General features: G+C 70.8%; 16 protein-coding genes. 12 read left to right on the top strand and 4 right to left on the bottom strand.

The window, feature by feature from the left end; genetic code table 11:
* Positions 1 to 31 precede the first annotated feature (31 nt).
* Together IPH07_08805 and IPH07_08800 are read right to left on the bottom strand one after the other, a co-directional pair.
* Positions 32 to 3,889 (bottom strand): serine/threonine-protein kinase PknK, encoded by a 3,858-nt coding sequence (locus IPH07_08805; protein ID MBK6917485.1) that lies wholly within the window; start codon positions 3,887 to 3,889, stop codon positions 32 to 34.
* 219 nt (positions 3,890 to 4,108) lie between these two features.
* On the bottom strand, positions 4,109 to 5,680 hold the full coding sequence (locus IPH07_08800; GenBank protein MBK6917484.1) for a DUF4397 domain-containing protein: 1,572 nt from the start codon (positions 5,678 to 5,680) through the stop codon (positions 4,109 to 4,111).
* Positions 5,681 to 5,873: 193 nt separating this feature from the next.
* On the opposite strand from IPH07_08800, the gene IPH07_08795 reads away from it, so the two are divergent.
* Positions 5,874 to 6,788, top strand: coding sequence for a MerR family transcriptional regulator (locus IPH07_08795; protein MBK6917483.1), 915 nt, complete (start codon positions 5,874 to 5,876; stop codon positions 6,786 to 6,788).
* Positions 6,789 to 6,896: 108 nt separating this feature from the next.
* Here the strand turns inward: IPH07_08795 and IPH07_08790 are convergent, their stop codons facing one another.
* Complete coding sequence (locus IPH07_08790; protein MBK6917482.1) at positions 6,897 to 8,096, bottom strand: protein kinase; 1,200 nt, start codon at positions 8,094 to 8,096, stop codon at positions 6,897 to 6,899.
* Between the two features lie 99 nt (positions 8,097 to 8,195).
* Here IPH07_08790 and IPH07_08785 point away from each other — a divergent pair, with 99 nt between their 5' ends.
* The 9 genes from IPH07_08785 (at position 8,196) to IPH07_08745 (ending at position 22,343) form a co-directional block, all read left to right on the top strand.
* A complete protein-coding gene (locus IPH07_08785; GenBank protein ID MBK6917481.1) occupies positions 8,196 to 8,960 on the top strand; it encodes an HAD family phosphatase in 765 nt (254 codons plus the stop codon).
* 212 nt (positions 8,961 to 9,172) lie between these two features.
* Positions 9,173 to 10,285: an alanine dehydrogenase gene (gene ald, locus IPH07_08780; GenBank protein MBK6917480.1), complete on the top strand. Its 1,113-nt coding sequence runs from the start codon at positions 9,173 to 9,175 to the stop codon at positions 10,283 to 10,285.
* 92 nt (positions 10,286 to 10,377) lie between these two features.
* Positions 10,378 to 11,826, top strand: a complete 1,449-nt coding sequence (locus IPH07_08775) for an AAA family ATPase (GenBank protein MBK6917479.1) — start codon at positions 10,378 to 10,380, stop codon at positions 11,824 to 11,826.
* A gap of 11 nt (positions 11,827 to 11,837) precedes the next feature.
* On the top strand, positions 11,838 to 12,413 hold the full coding sequence (locus IPH07_08770) for a hypothetical protein (protein ID MBK6917478.1): 576 nt from the start codon (positions 11,838 to 11,840) through the stop codon (positions 12,411 to 12,413).
* Positions 12,414 to 12,648: 235 nt separating this feature from the next.
* Positions 12,649 to 13,767 (top strand): efflux RND transporter periplasmic adaptor subunit, encoded by a 1,119-nt coding sequence (locus IPH07_08765; GenBank protein ID MBK6917477.1) that lies wholly within the window; start codon positions 12,649 to 12,651, stop codon positions 13,765 to 13,767.
* Complete coding sequence (locus IPH07_08760; GenBank protein ID MBK6917476.1) at positions 13,764 to 17,339, top strand: efflux RND transporter permease subunit; 3,576 nt, start codon at positions 13,764 to 13,766, stop codon at positions 17,337 to 17,339. The genes IPH07_08765 and IPH07_08760 overlap by 4 nt, the downstream gene beginning before the upstream one ends.
* A gap of 23 nt (positions 17,340 to 17,362) precedes the next feature.
* Positions 17,363 to 20,509 (top strand): efflux RND transporter permease subunit, encoded by a 3,147-nt coding sequence (locus IPH07_08755; protein MBK6917475.1) that lies wholly within the window; start codon positions 17,363 to 17,365, stop codon positions 20,507 to 20,509.
* Between the two features lie 241 nt (positions 20,510 to 20,750).
* Positions 20,751 to 21,134, top strand: a complete 384-nt coding sequence (locus tag IPH07_08750; GenBank protein ID MBK6917474.1) for a DUF2750 domain-containing protein — start codon at positions 20,751 to 20,753, stop codon at positions 21,132 to 21,134.
* A gap of 99 nt (positions 21,135 to 21,233) precedes the next feature.
* Positions 21,234 to 22,343, top strand: coding sequence for a hypothetical protein (locus tag IPH07_08745; protein ID MBK6917473.1), 1,110 nt, complete (start codon positions 21,234 to 21,236; stop codon positions 22,341 to 22,343).
* A 21-nt stretch (positions 22,344 to 22,364) separates the two neighbouring features.
* Here the strand turns inward: IPH07_08745 and IPH07_08740 are convergent, their stop codons facing one another.
* Positions 22,365 to 22,511, bottom strand: a complete 147-nt coding sequence (locus tag IPH07_08740) for a hypothetical protein (protein ID MBK6917472.1) — start codon at positions 22,509 to 22,511, stop codon at positions 22,365 to 22,367.
* A gap of 73 nt (positions 22,512 to 22,584) precedes the next feature.
* Between IPH07_08740 and IPH07_08735 the strand changes: the two genes are divergently transcribed.
* Positions 22,585 to 23,193, top strand: coding sequence for an AbiEi antitoxin N-terminal domain-containing protein (locus IPH07_08735; protein MBK6917471.1), 609 nt, complete (start codon positions 22,585 to 22,587; stop codon positions 23,191 to 23,193).
* The gene (locus IPH07_08730) at positions 23,190 to 24,104 is read left to right on the top strand and encodes a nucleotidyl transferase AbiEii/AbiGii toxin family protein (protein MBK6917470.1); all 915 of its coding nucleotides are present in this window, start codon (positions 23,190 to 23,192) and stop codon (positions 24,102 to 24,104) included. The genes IPH07_08735 and IPH07_08730 overlap by 4 nt, the downstream gene beginning before the upstream one ends.
* Positions 24,105 to 24,373 lie beyond the last annotated feature (269 nt).

Raw genomic sequence — 24,373 nt, 5'->3', positions numbered from 1 at the left:
GGTGTCGTGGGCTTTTTGGGGCCGTCCGCGGCTACCAGCCGACCACCGGCGGCAGCAGGTGCCGCGCGAACGCGACCGGTCGCGCGACGCCGTGGCCGGCGAGCGCGGCGTCGGCGGTCGCGATGATGTCGACGCCGAGCGCACCGCCCTCCAGCTCGCCGCGGCGGCGCAGCGCGGACGCGGCGTGCAGCGGCATGCCCTGCTCGACGAAGGCTCGCTCGGCCTGCGTGGTGGTCTGCAGCGCGCGGGCCGGCTCGCCGTCGGCCGCGTGCAGCGACGCGAACAGCGGCAGCGCCATCGCGCGGGCCCAGCGGGTCGACTCGTCCCACAGCCGCCGCGCGTCGGCGCGCGCGCGGTCCAGCGCGTCGCTGCGCGCCTTGCCGGTGCACGCCTGCGCGGCGGCCAGCGCCGCGCAGCCGCGGTCGTGCAGCATGAAGATCCGCAGCGGCTGCTTGGTGAGCATGAACGAGCGCTCGATCGCTCGCCAGCGCTCGTCGATGGCGACCAGCGCGGCCACGCCGTCGCCGGCGTAGCGCAGCAGTCGCGAGCGCGCGAGTGCGACCACGAAGGCGTAGGTCGCGGTCGACAGCGACACCGCCCAGTGCTGCGCCAGGCGCTCGATCTCCACCAAGCCCTCGTCGACGCGGTCGTCGGCGAGTCGCACCATGGTCTCGTTGGCGATGCGAAGCATCAAGAGCGCGTGCATGTCGTCGCGTTCGTCGGCGTCGCGCACCGCGTGTTCGACCACCTGCCGCAGTCGCGCCAGCTCGCCGGTGTAGAAAAGCGAGGTCGCGAGGAACGTGCGGACCATGCCGAGCTCCCAGTGCACGTTCACGCAGCGCTCGCGCAGGATCGTCTCGGCCTCCGAGAGTCGATCGCGGCCGGCCGCGAAGCGCCCGCGGTAGACCTCGGCGACGCCGGTCGCCATGCCGACCACGCCCTGGGCCTGCGGGTCGCCGACGCGACGGCACAGTCCCTCGACGCGCTCTCGCAGGGCGTCGTAGTGGGCCCCCGCGGCGGTCCCCGAGGTGCCGACGTAGAGCGTCTCGAGCCCGAGCGCGCGCGCGACTCGGCGTGGCTCACCACCCTGCAGCGCGAGTAGCAGGTGGCGCGACTGGAAGTACTGCCCGAGCAGCACCGACGACTGCAGCAAGCCGGTCGCGGCCGCCCAGGTGGCGTCGATGCGCAGCAGTTGCTCGCGATCGACCCGCGGCTCTGCGCGCTCCTCGAACTCGAGCCCGCGCAGGCGCAGCTGCGTCCGCGCGGCGACGAGGGCCGCGAGTGCGCGCTTGGGGCCGCGTGGCATCGCGACGCCGATGGTGGTGAGCAGCTCGCCGAGCAGCACGAGCCCGTCGTCGAGCCGGCCGCTGCGCAGCAGCTGCTCGGCGGCGGCGCGGCGCAGCTCCGGCACGTCCTGCGGTGGTGCGCTGGCGGCCGCGGTGACGTAGGCCGCGGCGGCCTCGGTGCCGCGACCGTCGCGGGCCAGCGTGTCGGCCAGCGCCCGCTCGACGCCGTGGCGCGCGGGGTCGTCGGTCGACAGCAGCGCCAGCGCGCGCCGGTACAGCCGCGTTGCGCGGTGGAACGCGAGCGTGGCGTCGGCGAGCGCTGCGGCGCGTCGCAGGTGGACGCACGCGCGCGCCGGCTCGCCGGCGGCCTCGAGGTGGAACGCGATGTCCTCGGGGTCGGCCGCGCAGCGCTCGAGCTGCAGCGCGAGCGCTGCATGACGCGCACGCGCGGTCGCGTCCGTCATCATGCCGCGGATGCCGGCGACGATGCGGTCGTGGTAGCACTCGAGCAGCGGCTCCTCGCGCTCGCCGGGCTCGGGCCCCGCCGGCTCGCGCGAGCCGTCGGCGGCACGGGCGTCGCCGCGGAGGAGCGAGGTGCTGGGGCGCGATCCGTCGCCGCGCGGCAGGCCATCGCCGCGCGGCAGGCCATCGCCGCGCGGCAGGCCATCGCCGCGCGGCAGGCCGCGGCTGCGCACGAAGCCCTGGCTGCGCAGCAGCGCCAGCGTCTCGAGGCCCTGCTCGTGGGCATCGGCGGCCGCCAGGAGCAGCGGGGGTGCCAGCGGTCTCGCGGCCACCGCGAGGGTCTCGAGCACGCGACGCGCGGGCGCCGGGAGGGTGGCCGCGCGGGCTCGGATCACCGCGTCGAGCTGTGGTCGCGGCGCACCCTCGCGGGGCCACGCGCTGTGACGCACGAGCTCCGCCACGAACAGCGGCGAGCCCTGGCACTCCTGCGCGATGCTGCGGGCCAGGCGTTCGCGCTCGGAGCTCGCGGGCAGCATCGCCAGCGCGACCGCGGTCGCGTCCTCGGGCGACATCGGCCCCAGCTGGACCTGCGCCAGACCGAGCACCTGGGCCATCGACTGCAAGCCCGTGACGAGCGACAGCATGGCGCCGGGCTGGGTCGCGTCGGAGCGGATGCACGCGACCACCAGCGCGGGCGGACGATGCCGCGGTCGCAGCAGCTCGAGCAGCATCGCGGCGGTGTCGTCGTCGCACCACTGCAGGTCGTCGAGCGCGAGCACCAGCGTGCGCGCGGTCGCGACCCGCAGCAGCAGCTCGCGCAGGCCGTCGATGGCCTGTCGCCGCAGCTCGAGGGGATCTTCGACGCGGGGCGTGGGGGCGTCGGCGATGCCGGGCACGTCGGCGAGCACGGGGAACAGCCGCCCGAGCGCACCAGCGCCGACGAACGGTGTGACGCCGCCGCGCGACAACAGGTGCTCTCGCAGCCCGTCGATCAGCTCGTCGAGTCCGTTGTAGGCCACCGACTCGCGCTCGTAGCAGCGGCCGCTCAGCACCACCACATCGGGCCCCGCGACGTCGGCGGTGAAGCGTCGCAGCAACGCGCTCTTGCCGGTGCCGGAGTCACCTTCGATGACCACCACCGTGGCGCTGGCAGTCTGCCGCACGCGACGCAGCGCGCGCTCGAGCGTGGCCAGCTCGTGCTCGCGCCCGACGAACACGTCGGGGCGGGCGCAGGGCAGCGCGCGCGCGTCGGCGGCGATGCGGGTCGGTCGGTCGAGGCGATCGAGCACCTCGGCGCCGGTCGGCCGCGCGGCCGCGTCGCGCGACAGCAACGCCTCGCACAGGCGATCGAGATCCGCGGGCACGGCACACACCGCCGACGGCGGTCCGGGATGACCGACCTGCTTGGCCATCAGCAGCTCGACCCCCCGCAGGCCGCGGTGCGGTCGCACGCCGGTGAGGGCCTCGTAGAGCATCACGCCCACGCCGTACCAGTCGCTGGCGGCGGTGAGCTCGAGGTTCGCGGCCTGCTCGGGGGACATGTACGCCGGCGTGCCGGCGACGCCGCTGTCGTCATCGCTGGCGATCGCCCGCGCGAGCCCGAAGTCTGCGACGCGCACCTGCCCATCGGCGCGCACCAACACGTTGGAGGGCTTGAGGTCGCGGTGCAGGATGCCGTGGGCGTGCAGCGCGACCAGGGCGCGCGCGAGCTGCAGCAGCGCGTCGCGCAGGCGCAGCTCGTCGACCCCGCCGCCGGGCTGATCGTCGTCGCGCACCCACGAGAGGAAGTCGATGCCGTCGACGAGCTCCATGGTGAGCCAGGCCTGGCCGGCCTCCACGAACAGCTCGTGCAGGGTGACGAGGTTGGGGTGGACCACACCGCCGACGATGCGGAACTCTCGCTTGAATCGCACCAGCTCCTCGGGGTCGACCCGCAGCAGGCTCTTGAGCGCGAGCACGCGGGCGTGACCGTGGTCGAAGACCTCCCACACCGCACCGTGGGCGCCGGTGCCGAGCAGGCGACGCACCGCGAAGCGATCGCCCAGCTGCGGTGGCAGCAGCTCACCGTCGACGTGGAGGTCGTCGTCGGCGTCGGCTCCGCCCACGGTGGTGGGCTCGTCGTCGCGCTGCGTCGTGCTCATGTCGATCCGTCGCGGGGAGGGCGTAGCGTCGAGGGATGTTCGCACGGGCGCGCGCGGGCTCGCCAGATGCGGCGCTGCGCCAGATGCGGCCGTGCGCCGGCGCGGTGGCCATGCGCGCGCAGGTGATCCGGTCCGGAGCGACGCACGCGACCGGACCGGACCACCTGTGTCGTCCGTTGGGGGGCACGAACATGGCCATCGCCGTGGCCATCGCCGGACTCACGGGTTGGGGAGGATCGAGCCGATCTGCCAAGGCGAGCTCGAGGTGTCGACGACCAGCAGGCGGAAGCCGGCCTCGGTCGACTCCGGCAGCAGATCACCGGCGGCCACCACGAACGCGCGCGCACCGGAGCCGGCCGGCACGTGGAAGTCGACCAGCGGATGGATCGGCGTGGGCGTGCCAGCGGCGGCGAAGCCGATCTGGTAGGTCAGCGGCTGCACCATCAGCTCTGCGCTGGTCGCCGGCCACTTGAGATCGGGCGAGATGAGGTTGCCGTTCTCGATCACCTCGCCGGTCACGATGCCGACGTCGACCTCGGGCGCCGAGGCGGCGTGGACCAGCTGCAGCGCCGCCATCGCTGGCTGGTCGAGCGCGAAGCGATCGGCGTACGCCTGCAGCTGCAGCGGCGGCTCGCCCATCACCGGCGCGAGCTCACCGGTTGCGACCACGAGGTAGCGCTCGCCGGCCACGAGCCCCTCGACCACGTCGCTCATCGCCGGGGTCCCGGCGCAGCCGCTCGGCGCGACGAAGGCGTCGATGGTGTAGTCGCCCGGCGGCACCTGGGCGGCCTGCATCTCGCCGAACTCGAGGTGCGTCGCGATGGCGTCGTTGCCGACGCACAGGTCGACCTCCGGGGCGTCGGGGCCGGCGTGCAGCGCGTAGACGGTCGGGTTCTGCTTGATGAACCCGATGGTGCCGGTGTCGTTGATCGCCAGCAGCCCGAAGCCCTGGGTCTCGCGGGGCAGCCGACCGAGCAGGCCGGTGGCGACGACCAGCACGTTGCCGCCGTCGGCGAGCGCGGGCAGCTCGAACGCGGTCACGCGTTCGCCATCGGCGGTGATGCCGAGCGACAGCGCGTCGCCGGCCGGCAGCAGCACTCCGGCCGCGCCGGTGTCACCGAAGCGTGCGAGGCCGTCGACCTCGATCACGCCGTCGTTGCCGACGTCGAGCCCGACCTCGGGCGCATCGCTGCCGGCGTGCACGACCCGCACGCGGGCCTTGCCCGGGTTGGCGGCGTCGAACGCCTCGACGATCGGGATCACGCGGAAGGCCGAGCCCGACGGCACCGGCGCGTCGGGTCCCGCCGGTAGCACGCCGGCCGCGAGTGCCGACACCATCGCGCCCTCGGGCAGCTCGAGATTGCCGGTGCTGTACGCCGGCGCATCGCTGGGCGCGGCCGCGGCCGCGCGGATGTCGAACGCGTAGGTCCCGGCGGGCACCTCGAGCCAGCTCGAGGTCTCGGTGTAGTCGAGCCCCGCGATCACCGGCGAGGCCTCGCCGGCGATGTACACGTCGACCGCGGGCGCGCCGGGCGAGCCGTGGATGACGCGGATCTTCACCATGCCGGGGGCCGGCGGGTCGACGTCGCCGTCGCTGGTGCTGCCGTCGTCGCTGCCGCCGTCGTCGCCGGCGCCGTCGTCGGTCTCGGTCGGCGCGCCACCGTCGTCGCTGCTCGAGCCGTCGTCGTCCATCAGACGCGAGCCGTCGTTCTGGTAGCAGCCGCTCGCCAGCGCCGCGCAGGTGCCGAGGATGAACCGGAGGGAGTAGGGGAGGTGGTGGGTCGTCGTCATGGCCTGTCTCGCTTTCTTGGGGGCCGGTCGCCGGCCGCTTCGAGACCTGATACGGACCTTGCGTAGGGTTGGATCGGGCGTGCGCAATGTTTCTGCGGAAAGTTTTTAAATATATGTAATTTAACAGTTTTGATGTATGCGCGTGGGTCGCCATGGACTTTGCACAACCCTGCGAGTAGACTTTGCGGAGGCCATGACCGACGATTCCACCTCCGTGCTGGCGCGCAGCGGTCGCTACCGCATCCAGACCGTCGCAGAGCTCACCGGTGTCCCTGCCTCGACGCTGCGCGCGTGGGAGCACCGCTATGGCTTCCCGGCGCCCGAGCGCACCGCGTCGGCCTATCGTCTCTACAGTGATGCCGATGTGGCCCGCATCGTGCGGGTGCGTGCGCTGTGCGATGGCGGTGTCGCTGCGGCGGAGGCGGTCGCGGCAGTGCTGGCCGAGGCCGACGACGCGGTGGCGAGCGCAGCGTCGGTGCGCCCGCCTGGGATCGCACCGCCGTCGGCGACCGCGCTCGCGACCGTGCGGGGCGAGAGCTTCGACGCGCTCGAGCGCTTCGAGCAGCGCCTGCGCGGTGCGCTGATGGTCGGCAGTCCCGCGGAGGCGATGGCGGCGGTCATCGAGCCGGCCTGGGCGCAGCTGCGCAACGACTGGATCGCGGGCGCCCGCGATCGCGGTGAGCACCGCATGTTCGGCGAGCTGCTCGCCCACGCGGTGCGCGACGTCGTGCGCATGGGCCAGCCGGCGCGCGCCGAGGCCCATGCGCTGGTCGGTGCGTTCGACGGCGACGACGAGCTGGTGCCGGTCGGCCAGCTCGCGCTCGCGGCCCAGGCTGCGGGCCTGCGCGTGGTATGGCTCGGCGCCAGGGTGGCGCCGGGCGTGCTGCACGATGCCTGCACGCGTCACCCCGGCGTGGTGATCGGGCTCGGCTGCACGGAGTCGCTGGCGACCGTGCGTGCGCGCGAGCTGGTGGCGGCCTACGCCGAGGCCGTCGCGCCCCATCGCTGGATCGCGTTCGGTCCCGGCGCGCTGACGATCGCCGGGCTGCTGGCGCGAGCGGGGGCCGAGGTCGCGACCGATGCTGCGAAGCTGCGCGGCCTCTTCTGAAGCCCCGCGCGCGCGAACCCAGCGCGACCAAGCGAGCCGGGACGCGCGGCCCCCATCGCTGCGCTCCTTGCCGTCGTCGTGGGTGAACGCTTCGCGTTCGTCGACGACTCAGATCACCACGGCCATGCGGGTCTGACCCACGCTGAACTCGTCGTTCTCGCCGAGCTCGACCGGGTGCGAGATGGGGTGGTCGTTGACCCGCACGAGGCCGCCCTCGCCCAGCGGGCGCAGGTGCGGTCGGTTGGGCACGCCGCTCCACTCGAGCACGGCGTGGATGTGCGGCACGCGATCGTCGCGCAGCTTGATCTCGCAGCGCGCGCCCGAGCCGATGCGATACGAGCCCGGCAGGAACAGCCGGTCGTCGAGGCTGTCGTCGGGGTGCAGCACCCGCAGCGTGGCCGCGACCGGGATGCCCATGTCGCGGTGAAGGACCAGGCCGAGGATGTTGGCCAGCGCACCGGCGTTGGGCGGGCGGCGGTGGGGATCCTTGTCGAGCGCGCGCTCGATGCCGCGGACCAGCGCCTCGGGCAGGTCCTCGCAGCCGGGCTGGCGATCGAGCGGCACGGCTTGGGTGCCCATGTGCGCCCGCAGCCACGCGGCGGGCTCGTTGCGCAGGTCGTGCTTGACCTCGGCGAGGCTGCGATCGTCCCAGAACGGCGCGCGCGCGCTGAGCAGCTCGTAGAGGATCATCGCCAGGCTGTACACATCGGACGCGGGGCTGAGCACACGGGTGCGAAGCTGCTCCGGCTGGCTGTAGTGCGGCGTGCCGACCACCAGGTGCGCCTCGCTGGCGTTGACCCCGACCACCGGCGTGCCGTCGAACGAGCGCGCGAGCCCGAAGTCCAGCATCTTGATCTGGCCGTCCCGCTCGACGAACACGTTCTCCGGCTTCACGTCGCGGTGCACGATGCCCATCGCGTGCGCCTCCGCGAGGCCGAGGCAGGCCTGGTGGACGATGGTCACCGCCTGCGCCGGATGCAGCGGCGCCTTGAAGTCGTGCCACACGTCGAGGCTCGAGCCCTCGAGCAGATCCATCAGCAGGTAGATGTGGCCGTCGGGGCGCAGGCCGCAGTCGAACGTCCGCACCACGTGCGGGTTGGTCAGCGTGCGCAGGATCGTGATCTCCCGCAGCGCGCGCTGGGCCTGATCACCGGCGGTCACGGGCTCGCGCGTCAGCTTGAGCGCGAGGCGTTGGTCGTGGCCCGGGACCTCGACCTCGTACACCCGCGCAAACGAGCCCACGCCGATCACCCGGACGATGCGAATGGTGCCCGCGTAGACATCACCGGGCTCGAGGTCGAGCGGCATGGCGCTATCGCACAAACTATCACGGTCGCGCCGTCACCGGGGTACCGATGGATCGTGCTATGGGCTTGCCACCTCGTGGACGACGCGGCTGCCCCGACGATGAGCGACCCCGAACCCTTGCGCAGCCTCGACGCGGACGCGCGGCGGCGGATCCTGGGTGGAGTCACGCTGCTGGCCACCGACGTCGACGGCACCCTGACCAAGGGTGACGGGCTCGATCCCGAGGTCGTCGCCGCGATTGCGCGCCTGGTGCAGGCCGGCATCGAGGTGATGCCCGTGAGCGGGCGGCCCAGCGGCGAGGTCCTCGGCCTGGTTCGCTACCTGCCGGGGGTGCGGCGCGGCATCGCCGAGAACGGCATGGTCGAGATCGTCCCCGACACGCCGCCCGTGCTGCTGGTGCCGGCGGTCGATCGCGACCGACTGCGCGCCCAGGCGCTGGATCTCGGCCGCGCGTCGGGGCTCACGCTGCGCTCGACCGCCGATGATCCGTTTCGCGTGGTCGACGTGGCCTTCGAACGCGAGCACCGCGAGGCCGAGGTGCTCGCCGAGCTCGCCGCGCGCGTCGCGGACGCAGGGCTGTTCGCGACCTGGTCGAGCGTGCACGTCCACGTCACCCACGTGCGACCCGACAAGGGCGCGGCGCTGCTGCGTGCCGCTGGTGTGCCGGGCGCTGCGATCGCGACCATCGGCGATGCACCCAACGACGCCGGCTTGTTCGTCGCCGGTCGCTTCGGTGTCACGGTCGGCACCGCCGACGTGTTGCGGCAGGCCGCGTTCATGCCGGCGATGCCGCGCTGGGTGTGCGCGCAGGCCGAGTCCGCGGGTTTCCTCGAGCTCGCGGGCGCGCTGCTGGCCGCGCGCTGACGCGCTGGGGCGTGCGCAGCGGCGGTGCCACCCGTCCGTGCGCAGGCTCAAGGCGACCGACGCCGCGGGCGACCCGCGGTGCCCTGCCGCGCGGTGGGCCGAAGCGGTATCGTCCGCGCGTCGAACCGACGCCCTCACTGCCGAGGTCGTCGGCCACGAGCTCCACCGCACCTCGAACCGTGCGGCCCCAACCAACAGCGAGTCGTCCCACCATGCGCATCGGCGTTCCCAAGGAGATCAAGACCCACGAGTACCGCGTCGGCTGCAGCCCCGCCGGTGCGCAAGCCTTCACGGCCGGTGGTCACACCGTGCTGGTCGAGCAGGGTGCAGGCCTGTCGTCGGGCTTCACCGACGAGATGTACAACAACGCCGGCGCGACCATCGTGCCCGCCGCGGCCGACGTCTGGGCCAGCGCCGACATGGTCATCAAGGTGAAGGAGCCGCTGCCGAGCGAGTTCGCGTACTTCCGCGAGAACCTCACCCTCTACACGTACCTCCACCTGGCCGCGTTCCCCGAGCTCACCCGCGAGCTGTTGGCCAAGAAGGTCACCGGCGTCGCCTACGAGACCATCACCGACGATCACGGCGGGCTGCCGCTGCTGCGTCCGATGAGCGAGATCGCCGGCCGCATGGCCTCGCAGGTCGGCGCGTCGTGCCTCGAGCGCGAGAAGGGCGGCAAGGGCCTGCTGCTCGGCGGCATCCCGGGCACCCGTCGCGGCCAGGTCGTCATCCTCGGCGGTGGTGTGGTCGGCACCGCGGCCGCGCGCATCGCCATCGGCCTCGGCGCGCGCGTGACCGTGCTCGACGTCAACGCCGAGCGCATGCTGTACCTCGAGGACGTCTTCGGCAACGCGATCGAGACCCTCTACAGCAACCCCGAGAACATCATGCGCGAGGTGACGCAGGCCGACATGGTCGTCGGCGCGGTGCTGTTGCCCGGCGGCGCTGCGCCGACGCTGGTGACCCGCGAGCACCTGCGCGCGATGGAGGACGGCAGCGTGGTCGTCGACGTCGCCGTCGATCAGGGTGGCTGCATCGAGACCTGCCGCCCGACCACCCACGAGAACCCGACCTTCATCGAGGAGGGCATCGTGCACTACTGCGTGGCCAACATGCCGGGCGCCGTGCCGCGCACCTCGACCATCGCGCTCACCAACGCGACCCTGCAGCACGCGCTGCTGATCGCGAAGGAGGGTGTCGCGGGTGCGATCAAGAAGAGCCGCCACGTCGCCGCCGGACTCAACACGGTGGGTGGCAAGTGCGTCTACGAGGCGGTCGCGAAGGCCCACCGCCTCGAGTACACGCCGCTCGATCAGGCGATGTGATGGGGCGGGTCGGGGCGGCTCGCGCCAGGCGTGGGCCGCCCTCGCCGAGAAGGTGGTCCACGGCCGCGCGGGCGCCGTGCTAGGCTTCGTGCGTGTCGTCCTACCGGCGTACGAAGATCACTCGGCTGCGCGTCGCTGGGCTGCGCAGTCTGAGGGACGTCGAGCTGGTCGATCTGCCGGACCTCGTGGTCCTGCACGGGCCGAACGGCTCGGGTAAGTCGACGCTGGGGCGCGCGGTGGGCTTGGCGCTGAAGTGGTTGGCGGCCGTCGGCGACGGCGCGCCGTTGCGCCAACCGTACGCGCGGGCGCGCGAGCGATTCGATCTGGAACCCGACGACTTCACGCGAGGAGGGCCGGGCCGCATCGAGATCGCGGTGACGCTGTCCGTCGGCGAGTCGGCTGCTGAGTTGTTACGCATCCCTGGCCTCCGTGGTGCGAGGGTGACTCTCGGTGCGACTGCGGTCGACCTCGGCAGCGATCACGGCATCGAGATCGAACTTGCCCATGGAACGCTCGACCGCTTGGACCTGACCGCCGAGATCGAGGCGGCACAACAGGCCGTGGAGCGAGCCAAGGCGGCCCAGCAGGTCGAGTCGAAGCCATCGGCGTCTGCGGATCAGGCGGAAGTCCTCGTCAAGCTCCGCGAAGTCGCGCTCGAGAAGCTGCAGGCCGACGCGACACGTGATTTGCGGTCGAGCCCGACCGGACTTCATCTGACCGAGCTGTTCGAGTCGGTCGATGCGTTTCGACGCGTGCTTCGCGAAGTGATCCTCGGCCGGGGCGCCGCGGTCGAGCCCGAGATGCTCCAGACGCTGCTGCGTCGTGCCGCGCTGTCGAGCAATCCGCGGGAGTTCGCCTTCTTCGAGTCACTCCCGCGCTTGCTCGCGGATGCGGGCCTCTTCGCGGGCGAAGCCACGAGAGTCCGACCCAGCGAGCACGAGCTCTTCGGCGAGACGCGTTTCCTCGTCAGCACGCCGCACCACAAGGACATCCCGCTCACGCAGCTCGGCACCGGCGAGCAGCAGATCGTCGCGCTCATCACCCGGATGTGCCTGCGGGGCGCACCCATCGTGATGCTGCAGGAACCGGAAGCCCACCTGCACAGCTCGACCCAACTCGAGCTCGCACGCTTCCTCGAGCGCAGCGTCGAGGATGGTTCGGGCTCCGAGGGCCGTGCGCGTTTCGATCAACTCTGGATCGAGACCCACCAGCACAGCTTCGCGATCGCGCCAGAGTACTTCGACGTCTCCCTCGACGCCGAGGGCTACACGCGCATCGAGAAGAGGCCGAGGAGCCTCGCGCAGACGCACTTCTACGAGCCGGGCCCCGTGTTCGACGCACTGCGCCAGCTGGTCGACGAGACCCACGAGATCGGCCCCGAGCAGGTCGTGTTCCACGACGCGGACGGCAATCCGGTGTCGGCCGCCCAGCTTCGTGCCTCGCTCGACGGCGACCAGGCGCTCGCCCAGCAGTACGTCGCCCAAGTCACGCGCACGGTCGTGAACATGCTGGAGAAGGCGACTCGCAGGCCGAAGCCGTGACTGGCGACTTCGTGCTCGTGACGCTGGTCGGCGACGACGCGACCGAGGCCGCTGCACGCTTGGCCGAGCGACTTGCGGAGCGCGCACCGCCTCGCGTTCGTCTCACCAAAGATGATGTCACCTCGTTCGAGGATGGCATCGGGCGGACCGCGGTCATCTTCGGGCATGGCGGTCCGATGGGTCTGGGGCCTACGCGGGGTAGCGCACTACTCACCGCGGAATGGCTCGCGCAACGGTTCACCGGCGGGCGCGTGTTCGCGTTTGCCTGTGCGACGTTGCCGGTCGAGGACCGCCCGCAGAGCCTGGGCCAGCGCGCCGTCGACGGGTGCGTGCAGGAATTCGTCGGCTTCGACGGTACTGTGGCGTCGCCGAACGTTGCAGCGCTGAGCCCGGCGCAGCGCGAGGCGGTACACGATGCAGCGCTTGCGATGGTCGAGGCGTTCCTCACAGGCGAGGGGGACGAGAGGAGCCTCGAGAAGGTCGGGCGCGATGCGGTCGACAGCATCGAGGACTCGCTCCGGAACCTCTTCGAGCTCGGCACACTCCTGGACCGACTGCACCTTCGGGTCGCGGTCACCCGCAAGTGAGCGGCCGACCTGTGCGCGAGCGGTCGTGCGCTCGCGCCAGCTGCGCGAGCGTGCAGTGGAACTTCACGAAACTTCATCGAACGGCCGCAACCTCGGCGCGGGCGGCGGGGTCTAGTGCGGGGCGGCGCGGTACCATCTGGCCTCGAGCCGGCCTTCGGCGGAATCGGTGCTAGACGCTTCCGCGATTGCTCCGACAGGCCGGCTTCCCCCCTTGGTCCTCGTCATGCGCCCCTTCGTGTCCCCGCTCGCGATCTCCACGTTCGCGCTGTCCCTGCTGGTTGCCGGCTGCGGTGGCCCACCGGGCTCGCTCGCCGGTGATGCGAAGGCGGCCGACGCCGAGCCCGGCGAGCGCGCGGCCGCGGTGGTCGTGACCAAGGTCGTCGCCGGCCCGATCGACGCCGAGCTGACCGCGGCCTCGACGATCGAGGCCGAGCGCATGGTCACGGTGCACGCAGAGTCGACCGGGCGTCTGGTCGATCTCGCCTTCGAGGAGGGCGACGTCGTCACGGTCGGCAAGCTGCTCGGCCGCATCCGCTCGGACCTGCAGGCCAGCGGCCTCGATCGCGCCTCGACCTCGCTCGACAAGGCCAAGGCCGACCTCGAGACCGTCGAGGCCCTGTTCGCGCAGAAGGTGGCGAGCAAGCAGGAGCTCGATGCTGCCAAGCTGGCCTACCGCACCGCGCTCATCGACGTGTCCGATCGCAAGCGCGACGTTCGCAACACCAAGATCCTCGCGCCGCTCGGCGGCACCGTCACCCAGCGCAGCGTCAGCGAGGGTGGCTTCGTCACCTCGGGCGCCCAGATCGCGACCATCGTCGATTTCGACTCCTTGGTCGCGAGGGTCTACGTGCCCGAGCGCGAGCTCGACCGCATCGACGTGGGCCAGCCCGCGCAGATCGTCGGCAAGGCCGCGGTCGGTCGCCAGGGCCTGGGCAAGGTCGCCCGCATCGCGCCGGTGGTCGACGCGACCACCGGCACGGTCAAGGTGACCGTCGCGTTGCCGCGCGAGCTCGCCGGCAGCAAGGGCTTCTTGCCCGGCATGTACGCCGAGGTGAAGCTGACCACCGAGTCCAAGTCGCACGCGACGCTGGTGCCCAAGCAAGCGCTGGTGCGTGACGACGACGAGACCTACGTGTTCGTGATCGACGACGCCGACGACGGGCTCCGGGCCCGACGCACGCGCGTGGAGCTGGGCCTGGTCGACGGCCTGCGGGCCGAGATCACCCGTGGCGTCGAGGTCGGGGCCGAAATCGTGCTCAGCGGCCACGCCGGCCTCAAGGACGGCGCGCTGGTGCAGCGCGATGCCACCGAGGCCGCGAGGCCGGCGGCCACCGACGGCGGAAAGCTGCCATGAGCGAGCGGGCGCGCGAGGGCGCCACCTCGCCCACGCCCGCCGCCGGTGCCGAGCTGGCCGAGCTCGCGCGCAAGATGGACTTCTACCGCGTGACCACCTCGCGCCCGGTCGCGGTGCTGATGGTGTTCCTCGCGGTCATCGTGTTCGGTGGCTTCAGCGCGCGACTGCTGCCGCTGAACCTGATGCCGGACATCAGCTACCCCAAGCTGACCGTGCGCACCGAGTACCCCGGCGCCGCGCCGGCCGAGGTCGAAGACAACGTCTCGCGGCCGCTCGAGGAGCTGCTCGGCGTGGTCACGGGCTTGACCCGCATCGAGAGCATCTCGCGCGCGGGCACCAGCGACGTCGTGCTCGAGTTCGCGTGGAACACGGACATGGACGAGGCCTCGCAGGACGTGCTCGAGAAGCTCGACGTCGTGCGGCCGAATCTGCCCGACGGCGTCGAGCAGCCGCTCATCCTGCGCTACGACCCGACCCTCGATCCGGTCCTGACGCTGTCGCTCGCCGGCGAGGGCGACCGCTTCGAGGCCAACACCGGCGGTCGCCCGGAGGCCGCGCTCAAGCTGCTGCGGCGACTGGCCGATCGCGAGGTCCGGCGCCTGCTCGAGCCGGTCGAGGGCGTCGCGGCGGTCAAGATCAAGGGCGGCCTCGAGGAGCAGATCCACGTCGAACTCGACGAGGGCCAGCTGCGGCGCACCGGCATCGGTGTGAAGGCCATCACCGACCGCCTCGCCGCCGAGAACGTCAACCTCGCCGGCGGCACCATGCGCGACGGCCGGACGCGCTACCTGGTGCGTACGGTCAACGAGTTCCGCGACGAGCAGGACATCGGCGACATCGTGATCGTCCGACGCAACGACCGCGACGTGCGGCTGCGCGACCTCGCGACCATCCGCGCCGGCTTTCGCGACCGCGACGTCGTCACGCGGGTCGACGGCCGCGAGGCGGTCGAGATCGAGGTCTACAAGGAGGCCGAGGCCAACATCGTCGACATGGCCGCGCGCGTGCGCGAGCGCATCGACACCAAGCTGAAGCCGCGGCTGCTCGACGACTATGGCGTCGACATTGCGCTGGCGGCCGACCGCTCGCAGTTCATCGAGTCGAGCATCGACGAGGTCCGCAGCACCGCGGTGACCGGCGGCGCGCTCGCGGTGCTCATCCTCTTCCTGTTCCTGCGGGACCTGCGGAGCACCGTCATCGTCGGCATCTCGATCCCGGTGTCGGTGCTGGTCACGTTCGCGCCGCTGCAGCTGTTCGGGGTCTCGCTGAACATCATGTCGCTCGGCGGGCTGGCGCTCGGGATCGGCATGCTGGTCGACAACTCGATCGTGGTGCTCGAGTCGATCGATCGCTGCCGGCAGGAGGGCGACGATCTGGTCCGCTCGACCGTGCGCGGCACCGCCGAGGTCGGCGGTGCAGTGGTGGCCTCGACGCTCACCACGGTGGCGGTGTTCTTCCCGATGGTGTTCGTCGAGGGCATCGCCGGGCAGATGTTTGGCGACCTCGGGCTCGCGGTGGTGTTCAGCCTGCTGGCGTCGCTGGCGGTGGCGCTGTGCTTGATCCCGATGCTGGCGTCGCGGCGGCGGATCACCGAGCTGGGCGCGGGCCTGCGCGAGCAGGGCGGGGTTGCGGCGGGCCTGCGACAGATCGCCGTGCGATGGAGCAGCTTCACCGAGTTGGTCGCGTCGCTGGTCGCGATTCGGCGCGGCGTCTGGCGACTGCTGCTGCTGCCGTACACGCTGCTGCGCTTCGTGCTGCAGCTGGTGTTCGAGCTGATCGGCAAGCTGTTGCTGCTCGCGATGGTGCTGGTGGGCCTGGTGCTGGCCGCGGTCGTGTGGGTGGCCGGGCGGGTGTTCATGCTGCTCGCGCGGCCGATCCTGGCGCTGTTCGGCGCCTTCATCTCGCTGTTCGAGCGCGGCTATCCCCACGTCATCCGCGCGTGTCTACGCAACCGCGTGATGGTCTACGTCGGCCTGGTCGGCGCGATGGGCTTCATGGCCTGGGGCCTGCAGCGACTCGACACCGAGCTGGTGCCGGAGCTGCACCAAGGCGAGTTCACCGTCGAGCTCGCGCGCCCGGTCGGCACGCCGCTGGCGCAGACCGACGAGGACATCTCGCCCATCGAGTCGCAGCTGCTGGCCGAGGTGCCGCACCTGCGACAGCTGACCGCGACCATCGGCAGCGAGCGCGATGCCACCGACGCCGGCGAGCGCGGCGAACACACCGCGCGGCTTCGCCTCGATCTCGAGCGGCCGGCCGCGCCCTCGCTGGTCGAGGCGCTGCGGGGCGGCAGCGCGACCGCCCAGGCTGCGCGGCTCGAGGCCGAGGCGCGCGAGGCCGTGCGTCGCGCGACCGACGACGTGCCCGACCTGCGGGTGAACCTCACGCGCCCGGCGTTGTTCTCCTTCAAGGCGCCGGTCGAGGTCGAGGTCCGCGGCCTCGAGCTCGACGATCTGGCGCGCGCAACCGAGGCGGTCGCCGAGCGCATGCGCGGCATCGAGGGCCTGCACGACGTCGAGGCCTCGATCCACCCCGGCAGCCCCGAGGTCCACATCATCTACGACCGCGACAAACTCGCGCGCGCCGGGCTCGACATCCGCACCGTCGCCGAACTCGTGCGCGACAAGGTCCAGGGCAACGACGCCAGCTCGCTGCGCCGCCGCGATCGCAAGGTGCCGATCTTCGTGCGCCTGGCGGGGATCCGCGACGCCTCGGTGGAGGAGCTGCGCACGCTGGTGGTGAACCCCGGCGGTGCCCACCCGATCCCACTGTCGGCGGTCGCGGAGATCGAGCTCGGCCGTGGCCCCAACGAGATCCGTCGCGTCGGACAGCAGCGGGTCGGGCTCGTCACGGCCAACGTCGAGGGCGTCGGGCTGGGTTCCATCGCCGCACGCATCGGTGCCAGCGTCGACGCGCTCGCGCTGCCGGCGGGGGTCACCACCGCGATCACGGGGCAGAGCGAGGAGTGGGAGACCTCGCAGGACTCGCTGTGGCTGGCGCTGGGCCTGTCGGTGTTCCTGGTCTACGTGATCATGGCCGCGCAGTTCGAGAGCCTGATCTACCCGTTCATCATCCTCTTCACGATCCCGCTGGCGCTGGTCGGCGTCGTCGGGGCGCTGCTGCTGCTGCACATGCCGCTGTCGATCGTGGTGTTCCTCGGCGCGATCCTGCTGGCGGGCATCGTGGTCAACAACGCGATCGTGCTGGTGGACTACGTCGGGCAGCTCAAGGCCCGCGGCATGCCCACCGACGAGGCGCTCGCGGTCGCGGGGCAGGTGCGCCTGCGGCCGATCCTGATGACCACGCTGACCACCGTGCTGGGGCTGGTGCCGATGGCGATGGGCCTGGGCGACGGCGCGGAGATCCGCATGCCGATGGCGATCACCGTGATCGCCGGGCTGTCGCTGTCGACCCTGCTCACGCTGATCGTGATCCCGACGCTGTACGCCGGCGTCGATGGCCTCGCCAGCCGCCTGCGCCCGCGTAGTCCGGCGCTGCGACTGCGCGACGAACTCGCTGCGCTGCGACCCGAACAACTGCGCCCCGAGGACGACGACGACGCGACGCCCTGAGGGTGCTGCGCAGGACGATCACCATGCTGCCCGGGTTCGCCGACAACCACCTCGTACGCACCGCCCTGCGGCGACCGATCGCGGTCGTCATGGTCTTGCTGTCGGCGCTGGTGCTCGGCGTCATCGCGCTCGGCCGCATGCCGCTCGAGCTGATCCCCTCGGGCTTCTCCGCGCCGTTCTTGTCGGTGTCGGTGACGTATCCCGACGCCACCGCGCGCGACGTCGAGGAGAAGATCACCAAGCCGCTCGAGGGCGCGGTCGCGACCACACCGGGCATCGACCGCATCATCAGCAACTCCAACTCGGGCTCCTCGCAGATCATGATCGTGTTTGCGGGTGAGGTCGACATGGACGTCGCCTACCGGCAGGTCCGCGATCGCATCAATCGCGTGCGCGGCGACCTGCCGACCGAGGTCAAGGAGATCCGCATCCGCAAGGAGTCGGGCGAGTCGCTGCCGGTCGCGTTCTACGGCGTGGTGTGGGACGAAGAACTCGCCGACCCGATGACGGTGATCGACGAGCACCTGGTGCGGCCGATCGAGCGCATCGACGGCGTCGGCCTGGTCAACATGTGGGGCCGCGTCGATCCCCAGGTGCAGATCGACGTCGATCGGCCGGCGTCGGAGGCCGCCGGCATCAACATGGTGAACCTGGTCGGCGCGCTGGTGCGGGCCAACTTCACCCTCGCCAGCGGCCAGATCCGCGAGGGCGGTGACACGCTGCTGCTGCGATCGCAGGCCGCGTTCACCTCGCCCGAGGAAATCGGCGAGATCATGATTCGCGCCGACGGACTGCGGCTGCGCGACGTCGCGACCGTCACGCTCGGGCCGCCGCCGGTGACGCGATACGACCGCTACAACGGCAAGCCCGCGACGGTCATGTTCGTGATCAAGGAGTCGCAGGCGAACACCGTCGAGATCTGCGATCGCGTGAAGGCGGCGGTCGCCGAGGCGGTCGCCCACCCCGATCTGCAGGGTGTGCAGGTCGACGCCGTGTTCGTGCAGGGCGACATGATCCGCTACAGCCTCGACCAGGTGGTCGGCTCGGGCGTGCAGGGCGGCTGGCTGGCGCTGGCGGTGCTGCTGTTCTTCCTGCGGCGACTGCTCATCACGATCGTGATTGCGCTGTCGATCCCGCTGTCGCTGTTCCTGGCGCTGCCGGTCATGTACTTCACCGGCCAGAGCATCAACATGGTCTCGCTGGTGGGCCTGATGATCTGCGTGGGCCTAGTGGTCGACAACGCCGTGGTCGTGGCCGAGAACGTCGCGCGCTATCGCCGGCGCGGGCTGGGCCCCTACGCCGCCGCGCTGCAAGGCGCCGGCGAGGTCGCGCTGGCGATGACGTTGGCGACGCTCACCACGGTGATCGTGTTCCTGCCGGCGGCGCTGCTGTCGGAGGGGCCGACGCAGTTCTTCATGGTCCGCATGGTCACGCCGGTGTGCATCTCGCTGCTGGCGAGCCTCTTCGTCGCGCTGGTGCTGGTGCCGCTGGCGTCGGCCACGATGCTGGCCGACGACGGGGTCGCGACGCCCCGGGGCGGCACGTTCGCGCGGGTCGTCGCGACCATCGATCGCGGACTCGAGCGCGTGCTCGGGCGCATCTACGACGCCACGCTCGCGCCGCTCAACGACGCCTACGGCCGCCTGCTGCGGGTGGTGCTGCGACGGCGCATGGACGTCATCGCGGTCTCGTTGCTCGCACTCGCCTCGACCGCGATCCCGTTCATGAACGTGCAGTGTGCCTCGGGCCAGCAGTTCGGCTCGCGGCGCATCACGATCAACTACTCGATGCCCGCCGAGGTGACGCTCGACGAGGCCAACGCCTTCTTCCTCGGCATCGAGGAGCAGCTGCGCACCGAGGGTCGCGAGCTCCGCGTCGCCGGGCAGTACATCGGCTTCGACGAGAACACCGGCACCGTGCAGGTGTTCTTCGATCCGCCGAGCCCGGACGAGCCGCCGTTCGAGGAGTTCGCCAAGGCGCTGGCCGACACGCTGCCGACCAAGCCAGGCTGGCGCAAGACCTCGCAGTTCGGCGAGAGCGATGGCGCGCGCGACGACGCCTTCCGCGTCTCGATCTATGGCGACGACCACGACTTGCTGGCCGACACCCGTGACGCGCTGCAGGAGCGCCTGCTGCAGGTCGAGGGCGTGCTCGGCGTGCGCGGCAGCGAGGACACCCGTCGGCGTGACGAGCTGGCGTTGTCGGTCGACCGCGGCATGTCGGAGCGCTTCGGGGTCTCGGCCGACGCGCTCGCCAACACCGTGGCCTATGCGATCCGCGGCGCGCCGCTGCCCCGCTTCCACACCCCCGCCAAGGAACTCGAGGTGCGCGTGCGCTACCGCGAGGACGATCGCAAGAGCGTCGACGCGATCCTCGGCTGGGAGGTCCCGACCCGCGAGGGCGGCAGTGTGCCGATCTCGGTGCTGGCGGAGAAGACCACGGCGCGCGGCGAGGCCTCGCTGCAGCGGGTCAACAAGCGCGTGGGCACGGCGATCCGCCTCGAGCTCGCCAACGACGATCGCGCCGAGACCATCGCGCGGATCCGCCAGGTCATCGCCGAGTACCGCCTGCCCGAGGGCCTGAGCTTCGAGGCCGACGGCGAGGCGACGGCGATCAACGACATGGCCCGCGACCTCATCGGTGCGATGGGCCTGGGCACCATCTTCATCTTCCTGGTGATGGGCTTCCTGTTCGAGTCATTCGTGCTGCCGCTGGCGGTGCTGCCGGCGATTCCGCTGTCGTTCGTGGGCGTGTGGTGGTTCCTCTACGCCACCGGCGCGCACATCGATCCGCTGGCCGGCATCGGCATCGTGCTGCTGCTCGGCGTGGTGGTGAACAACGCGATCGTGCTGATCGACTTCGTCAACGTCGCGCGGAAGCAGGGCCTGTCGCGCGAGGAGGCGATCGTGCAGGCTGGGCGCCTGCGCTTCCGACCGATTCTCATGACCTCGCTGACGACGATCGGTGGCCTCTTGCCGCTGGCACTCACCGAGCCGACCGGCGAGGGCATCGCGTACCAGGCCTTCGGGCAGGCGCTGCTCGGCGGCATGACGACTGCCACGGTACTGACATTGGTGGTGGTGCCGGTGACGTACTGCTATTTGGATGACCTGCGCGATACGATGGCGCTGTGGTGGCGGCGGATCGTGGCGCTCGGGCGTCGGCGCTGATGCGGGCGTCGTTGCGGGCAAGATGGAGCGGGTGGCGGACGCGACGGGCAGAGTATCAGTAGCCGCGCCGTCGCGTTCGCTCGTCAGGCATCCACCTGTACCTTTGGGACAGGTTGTGGTGGGGCCGAGCGAGTGGTACGGCGAACCTGCAGGATCGCGACCTTCATCGGTTGCAGCATAAGTACGATGATTTTGGACGCTCCAATACTGAGAGGCCATTTGAATAGGAGGGGGTGCCTGAGTGAAGATTGGTTCAAAACAAATGGATGCCGTTCTGGCGCTTTCCGGTGCAATGCGCTTTCAGCACTTTGTCAAGGTCGTCGCAGATCAGGAGGAGGCTTGGGGGTTATACGACGGTGGCTGGGCTCTTGCGGCCACCGACGACGGCACGCCAGTATTTCCACTTTGGCCAGCAAAAGAGTATGCGGAGATCTGCGCCGGGAAGGAGTGGACTGGCTATGTTCCGCGCTCGATAACTCTAGTTGACCTCGTGGAGCTGCTGCTGCCTCGTCTAAGAGCCGATGGGGTGCTTCCTGGGGTCTTCTATACACCGTCGAGCAAGGGGGTCACGCCCTCGTGTGATGAGCTGCGGGCTGCGCTCGACGCGGAACTGGAGAAGTACTGACGCAGCGAAGGTGTTGCCCTGAAGCCACCGTTCCTCTGAACCCTCCTCGACCCTCCCGGCCGAGCCAATCCTGCCTCCGGCCTCGAATCCGAGAACCCCATGTCACGACCAACGCACGCCTTCCCCCTCGCCCTCCTGCTCGTCGCCGCATGTCGAGACCCTGCGGCCGCATCCGGCGACGCGTCCACGGGCGACGTCGCGCCGGAGTTCTTCGGCGACTGCGAAGAGCCGTACGATCTCGATGCGGTCTACATGCTTGCGATGCCGGCGAAGAGCCACCACCTCACGATGCTCTGGGATGTCGAGCGGCCCGAGGCGCCGTGTCTGTTCTACGACATGGCGGCGGACTATGGTGGGCCGGAGGCCCGGCGCGATGTGGCGATTCGGCTCGAGGACGGGGCGCTGCTGTTCTCCGACGAGTCGCGCGATGACGTGCTGCTGTACCGCGTGGCGACCGACGGCGTCGAGATCCGGGAGGATCGGTGGTGGCCCGGCGACGGTCAGGAAGACGAGTTCCTGCTCGAGCTCAGTCCGAAGGCGAGTGGACTGCTGCCGTGGCCCGCGACCGGTGAGATGTATGCATTCGGGAATGGCGTCTACCAGATCGAGCCCGAGTTGACGCTGGTCAACTACGTCTTGCCGGAGCAGTTCTTCGACGCGGACGACGACAATCGGAAGCGGAGCGCACGACGCGACGGCACCGTGCTCGTGACCGGGGGCCGTACGTATGGTGCGTTCGTGATCGAGTTCATCGCGCCGTACCCGGGTAATGTGTATCCGGATCCCGAGGTCACCCGGATCGAGCCGCCAGCGGAGGGCAGCTGGATTGTCGAGATGCGGGAGATCGATGACGTGACCGTCGTGGTGGTGGCCCAGCCGGTCGATCCGGCGGATACCCCGGGGCTGGGCGACGTGGTCTACCAGCGCTGGCGGCTGGAGGGGCTGACGCTCACGCAGGAGGGGGACTTCGCGTTCCAGCCGGGACCGCCCGCGACGTGGGCGTTGCTCGATGGTATCGGACGTCTGGTGCTGCAACGCGTGACGAGTGAAGAGATACCGCGGCGGATCGTGCAGCGAGCGAATGAGCAGACCGTCGAGGTTCTGTTCGACCGCCCGTACATCGACGACGAGTTCGACCTGCCCGCGAGCGGCGACGATGTGATGCTCGAGCGAGTTCTCAGTGGTCACACGTCGCAGCGGGCGCGGTAGTCGACGCTGACGTCGCTCCGCTCACTCGCCCGCTCGCGCGGCCGCGTCGAGCCAGCCGCGATCGCGGATCCGCGGGTCCGCCCGCGCGCGCTCGATCGCCAGCGGCCCGCTGGCGATCATCGCCGCGATCGCGGCCTCACGCGGGAACGGCTGAATCTCATGCGGCAACAACCTTGACATCTACCGACATGAGGTGATACAGAACGTCTGTCCTAAGAGTCCGCGGACGCCGTTGCGTATCATGCCACCCGCCGCCCCGACCAAGACCACCACGCTCCTCCGGCTCGCCCGGAAGGGCCCGGTGCGCGCCCGGGACCTGGATGAGGCTGGCATTCCGCGGGCCTACCTCAAGCGGCTCTGCGACCGTGGGCTGCTCGAGCAGATCGACCGCGGCCTCTACCGCCTCGTCGACGCACCGGTGACCGAGCTGAGCACCCTCGCAGAGGTGAGCAAGCGCATCCCGCACGCGGTCATCTGCCTGCTCAGCGCGCTGCAGGTCCACGGCATGACGACGGAGGCTCCGCACGCGGTGTGGGTACTTATCGACCGGCACGCGCGCATGCCGAAGATCACCACGCCGACGCTCGAGGTCGTCCGCGCGAGCGGTGGAGCCCTCGGGCATGGCGTCGAGACACGCGTCATCGACGGTGTGAAGGTGCGGCTCACCTCGCCCGCGAAGACCGTCGCCGACTGCTTCCGGTTCCGTCGGCACCTCGGGCTCGAGGTCGCGCTCGCGGCGCTGAAGGACTATCTGGGAAAGCGCAAGGGCAGCATCGACGCGCTCGTCGAGGCCTCCCGCGCCGATCGCATCTACGCATTCATGCGGCCGTACCTGGAAGCGCTCGCATGACGAAAGCGCCGCCCAAGGACATCGGCGCCTCGTTTCGCGCACGCCTGCTCCGCGTTGCCCGCGAGCGGGGCGAGGACTTTCAGCTCGTGCTCACGCGCTACGCGAACGAGCGTCTGCTCTTCCGGCTCGCGTCGTCGCAGCACGCGCAGCGGTTCGTGCTGAAGGGCGCGACGTTGTTCACGCTCTGGACCGGCAAGCCGCACCGAGCGACCCGCGACCTCGACCTGCTCGGCTTCGGCGACCCGGGCGTCGACCACGTGCGCGAGGTCTTCGCCGAGCTGCTCGCGCTCGACGTGACCGACGACGGCGTGCGGTTCGACCTCGGCTCACTCGCGGTCGGCCTCATCCGCGAGGAGCAGGAGTACGGCGGCGTGCGCATCGAGCTCGTCGCGCGCATCACGAACGCGCAGGTGCGGCTCCAGGTCGACGTCGGCTTCGGCGACGCGATCACGCCGGAGGCGAGCGTCGTCGAGTTCCCGCCGCTGCTCGACTTCCCGGCACCAAGGCTGCGGGCGTACCCGCGCGAGACCGTCGTCGCGGAGAAGCTCGAGGCGATGTTGCAGCTCGGCATGGCCAACAGCCGGATGAAGGACTTCTACGACATCGCCGTGCTGGCGCGGGACTTCGACTTCGACGGTGCGCTGCTCGCCCGCGCAATACTCGCGACTTTCGAGCGCCGGAAGACAGCGCTGCCGACGACCACGCCGGTCGCGCTCACCGAAGCATTCGCCGAGGACCCGATGAAGAAGACGCAGTGGTCCGGATTCGTGCGCAAGGCGGGCGTCGACGATGCCGGCACCCTCGCCGAGACGATCACGGCGGTACGAACCTTCGTCGAAGCGCCGCTCGCAGCTGCCGCGAATGGCACCCCCGCGCCTGGACCGTGGCGAGCGGGCGGGGCGTGGGGGTGACGGCGTCATGTGCCGACCGCACGCTCGGGGAATGTCGCGACGATCTGCTTCAGGTCGGAGTGGGCCGCTGGCAGGAACGAGCGGTCGGACTCGAAAGCGAAGGACAAGTCGGCCCCGAGTTCTCCCAGTTCGCGGGGCCTTCTGGTCACGGTAGCCCGACCTGCGCGATTGACTTCTACCCGGAAGTCGAGAGCTTCCTCCAACCCCCTCGAACACGTGCGGGTCGGCGTTGGATGCTGCCGAGGAGCTGCCTACGCTCGTGGCCAGGG

This window comes from Deltaproteobacteria bacterium, from assembly GCA_016709225.1.
Classification (GTDB): Bacteria; Myxococcota_A; Polyangia; order Nannocystales; family Nannocystaceae; genus Xiheibacterium; species Xiheibacterium phototrophicum.
The sequence above is the reverse complement of the archived record's forward strand: the minus strand, read 5'-3'. Positions and strand labels throughout refer to the sequence as shown.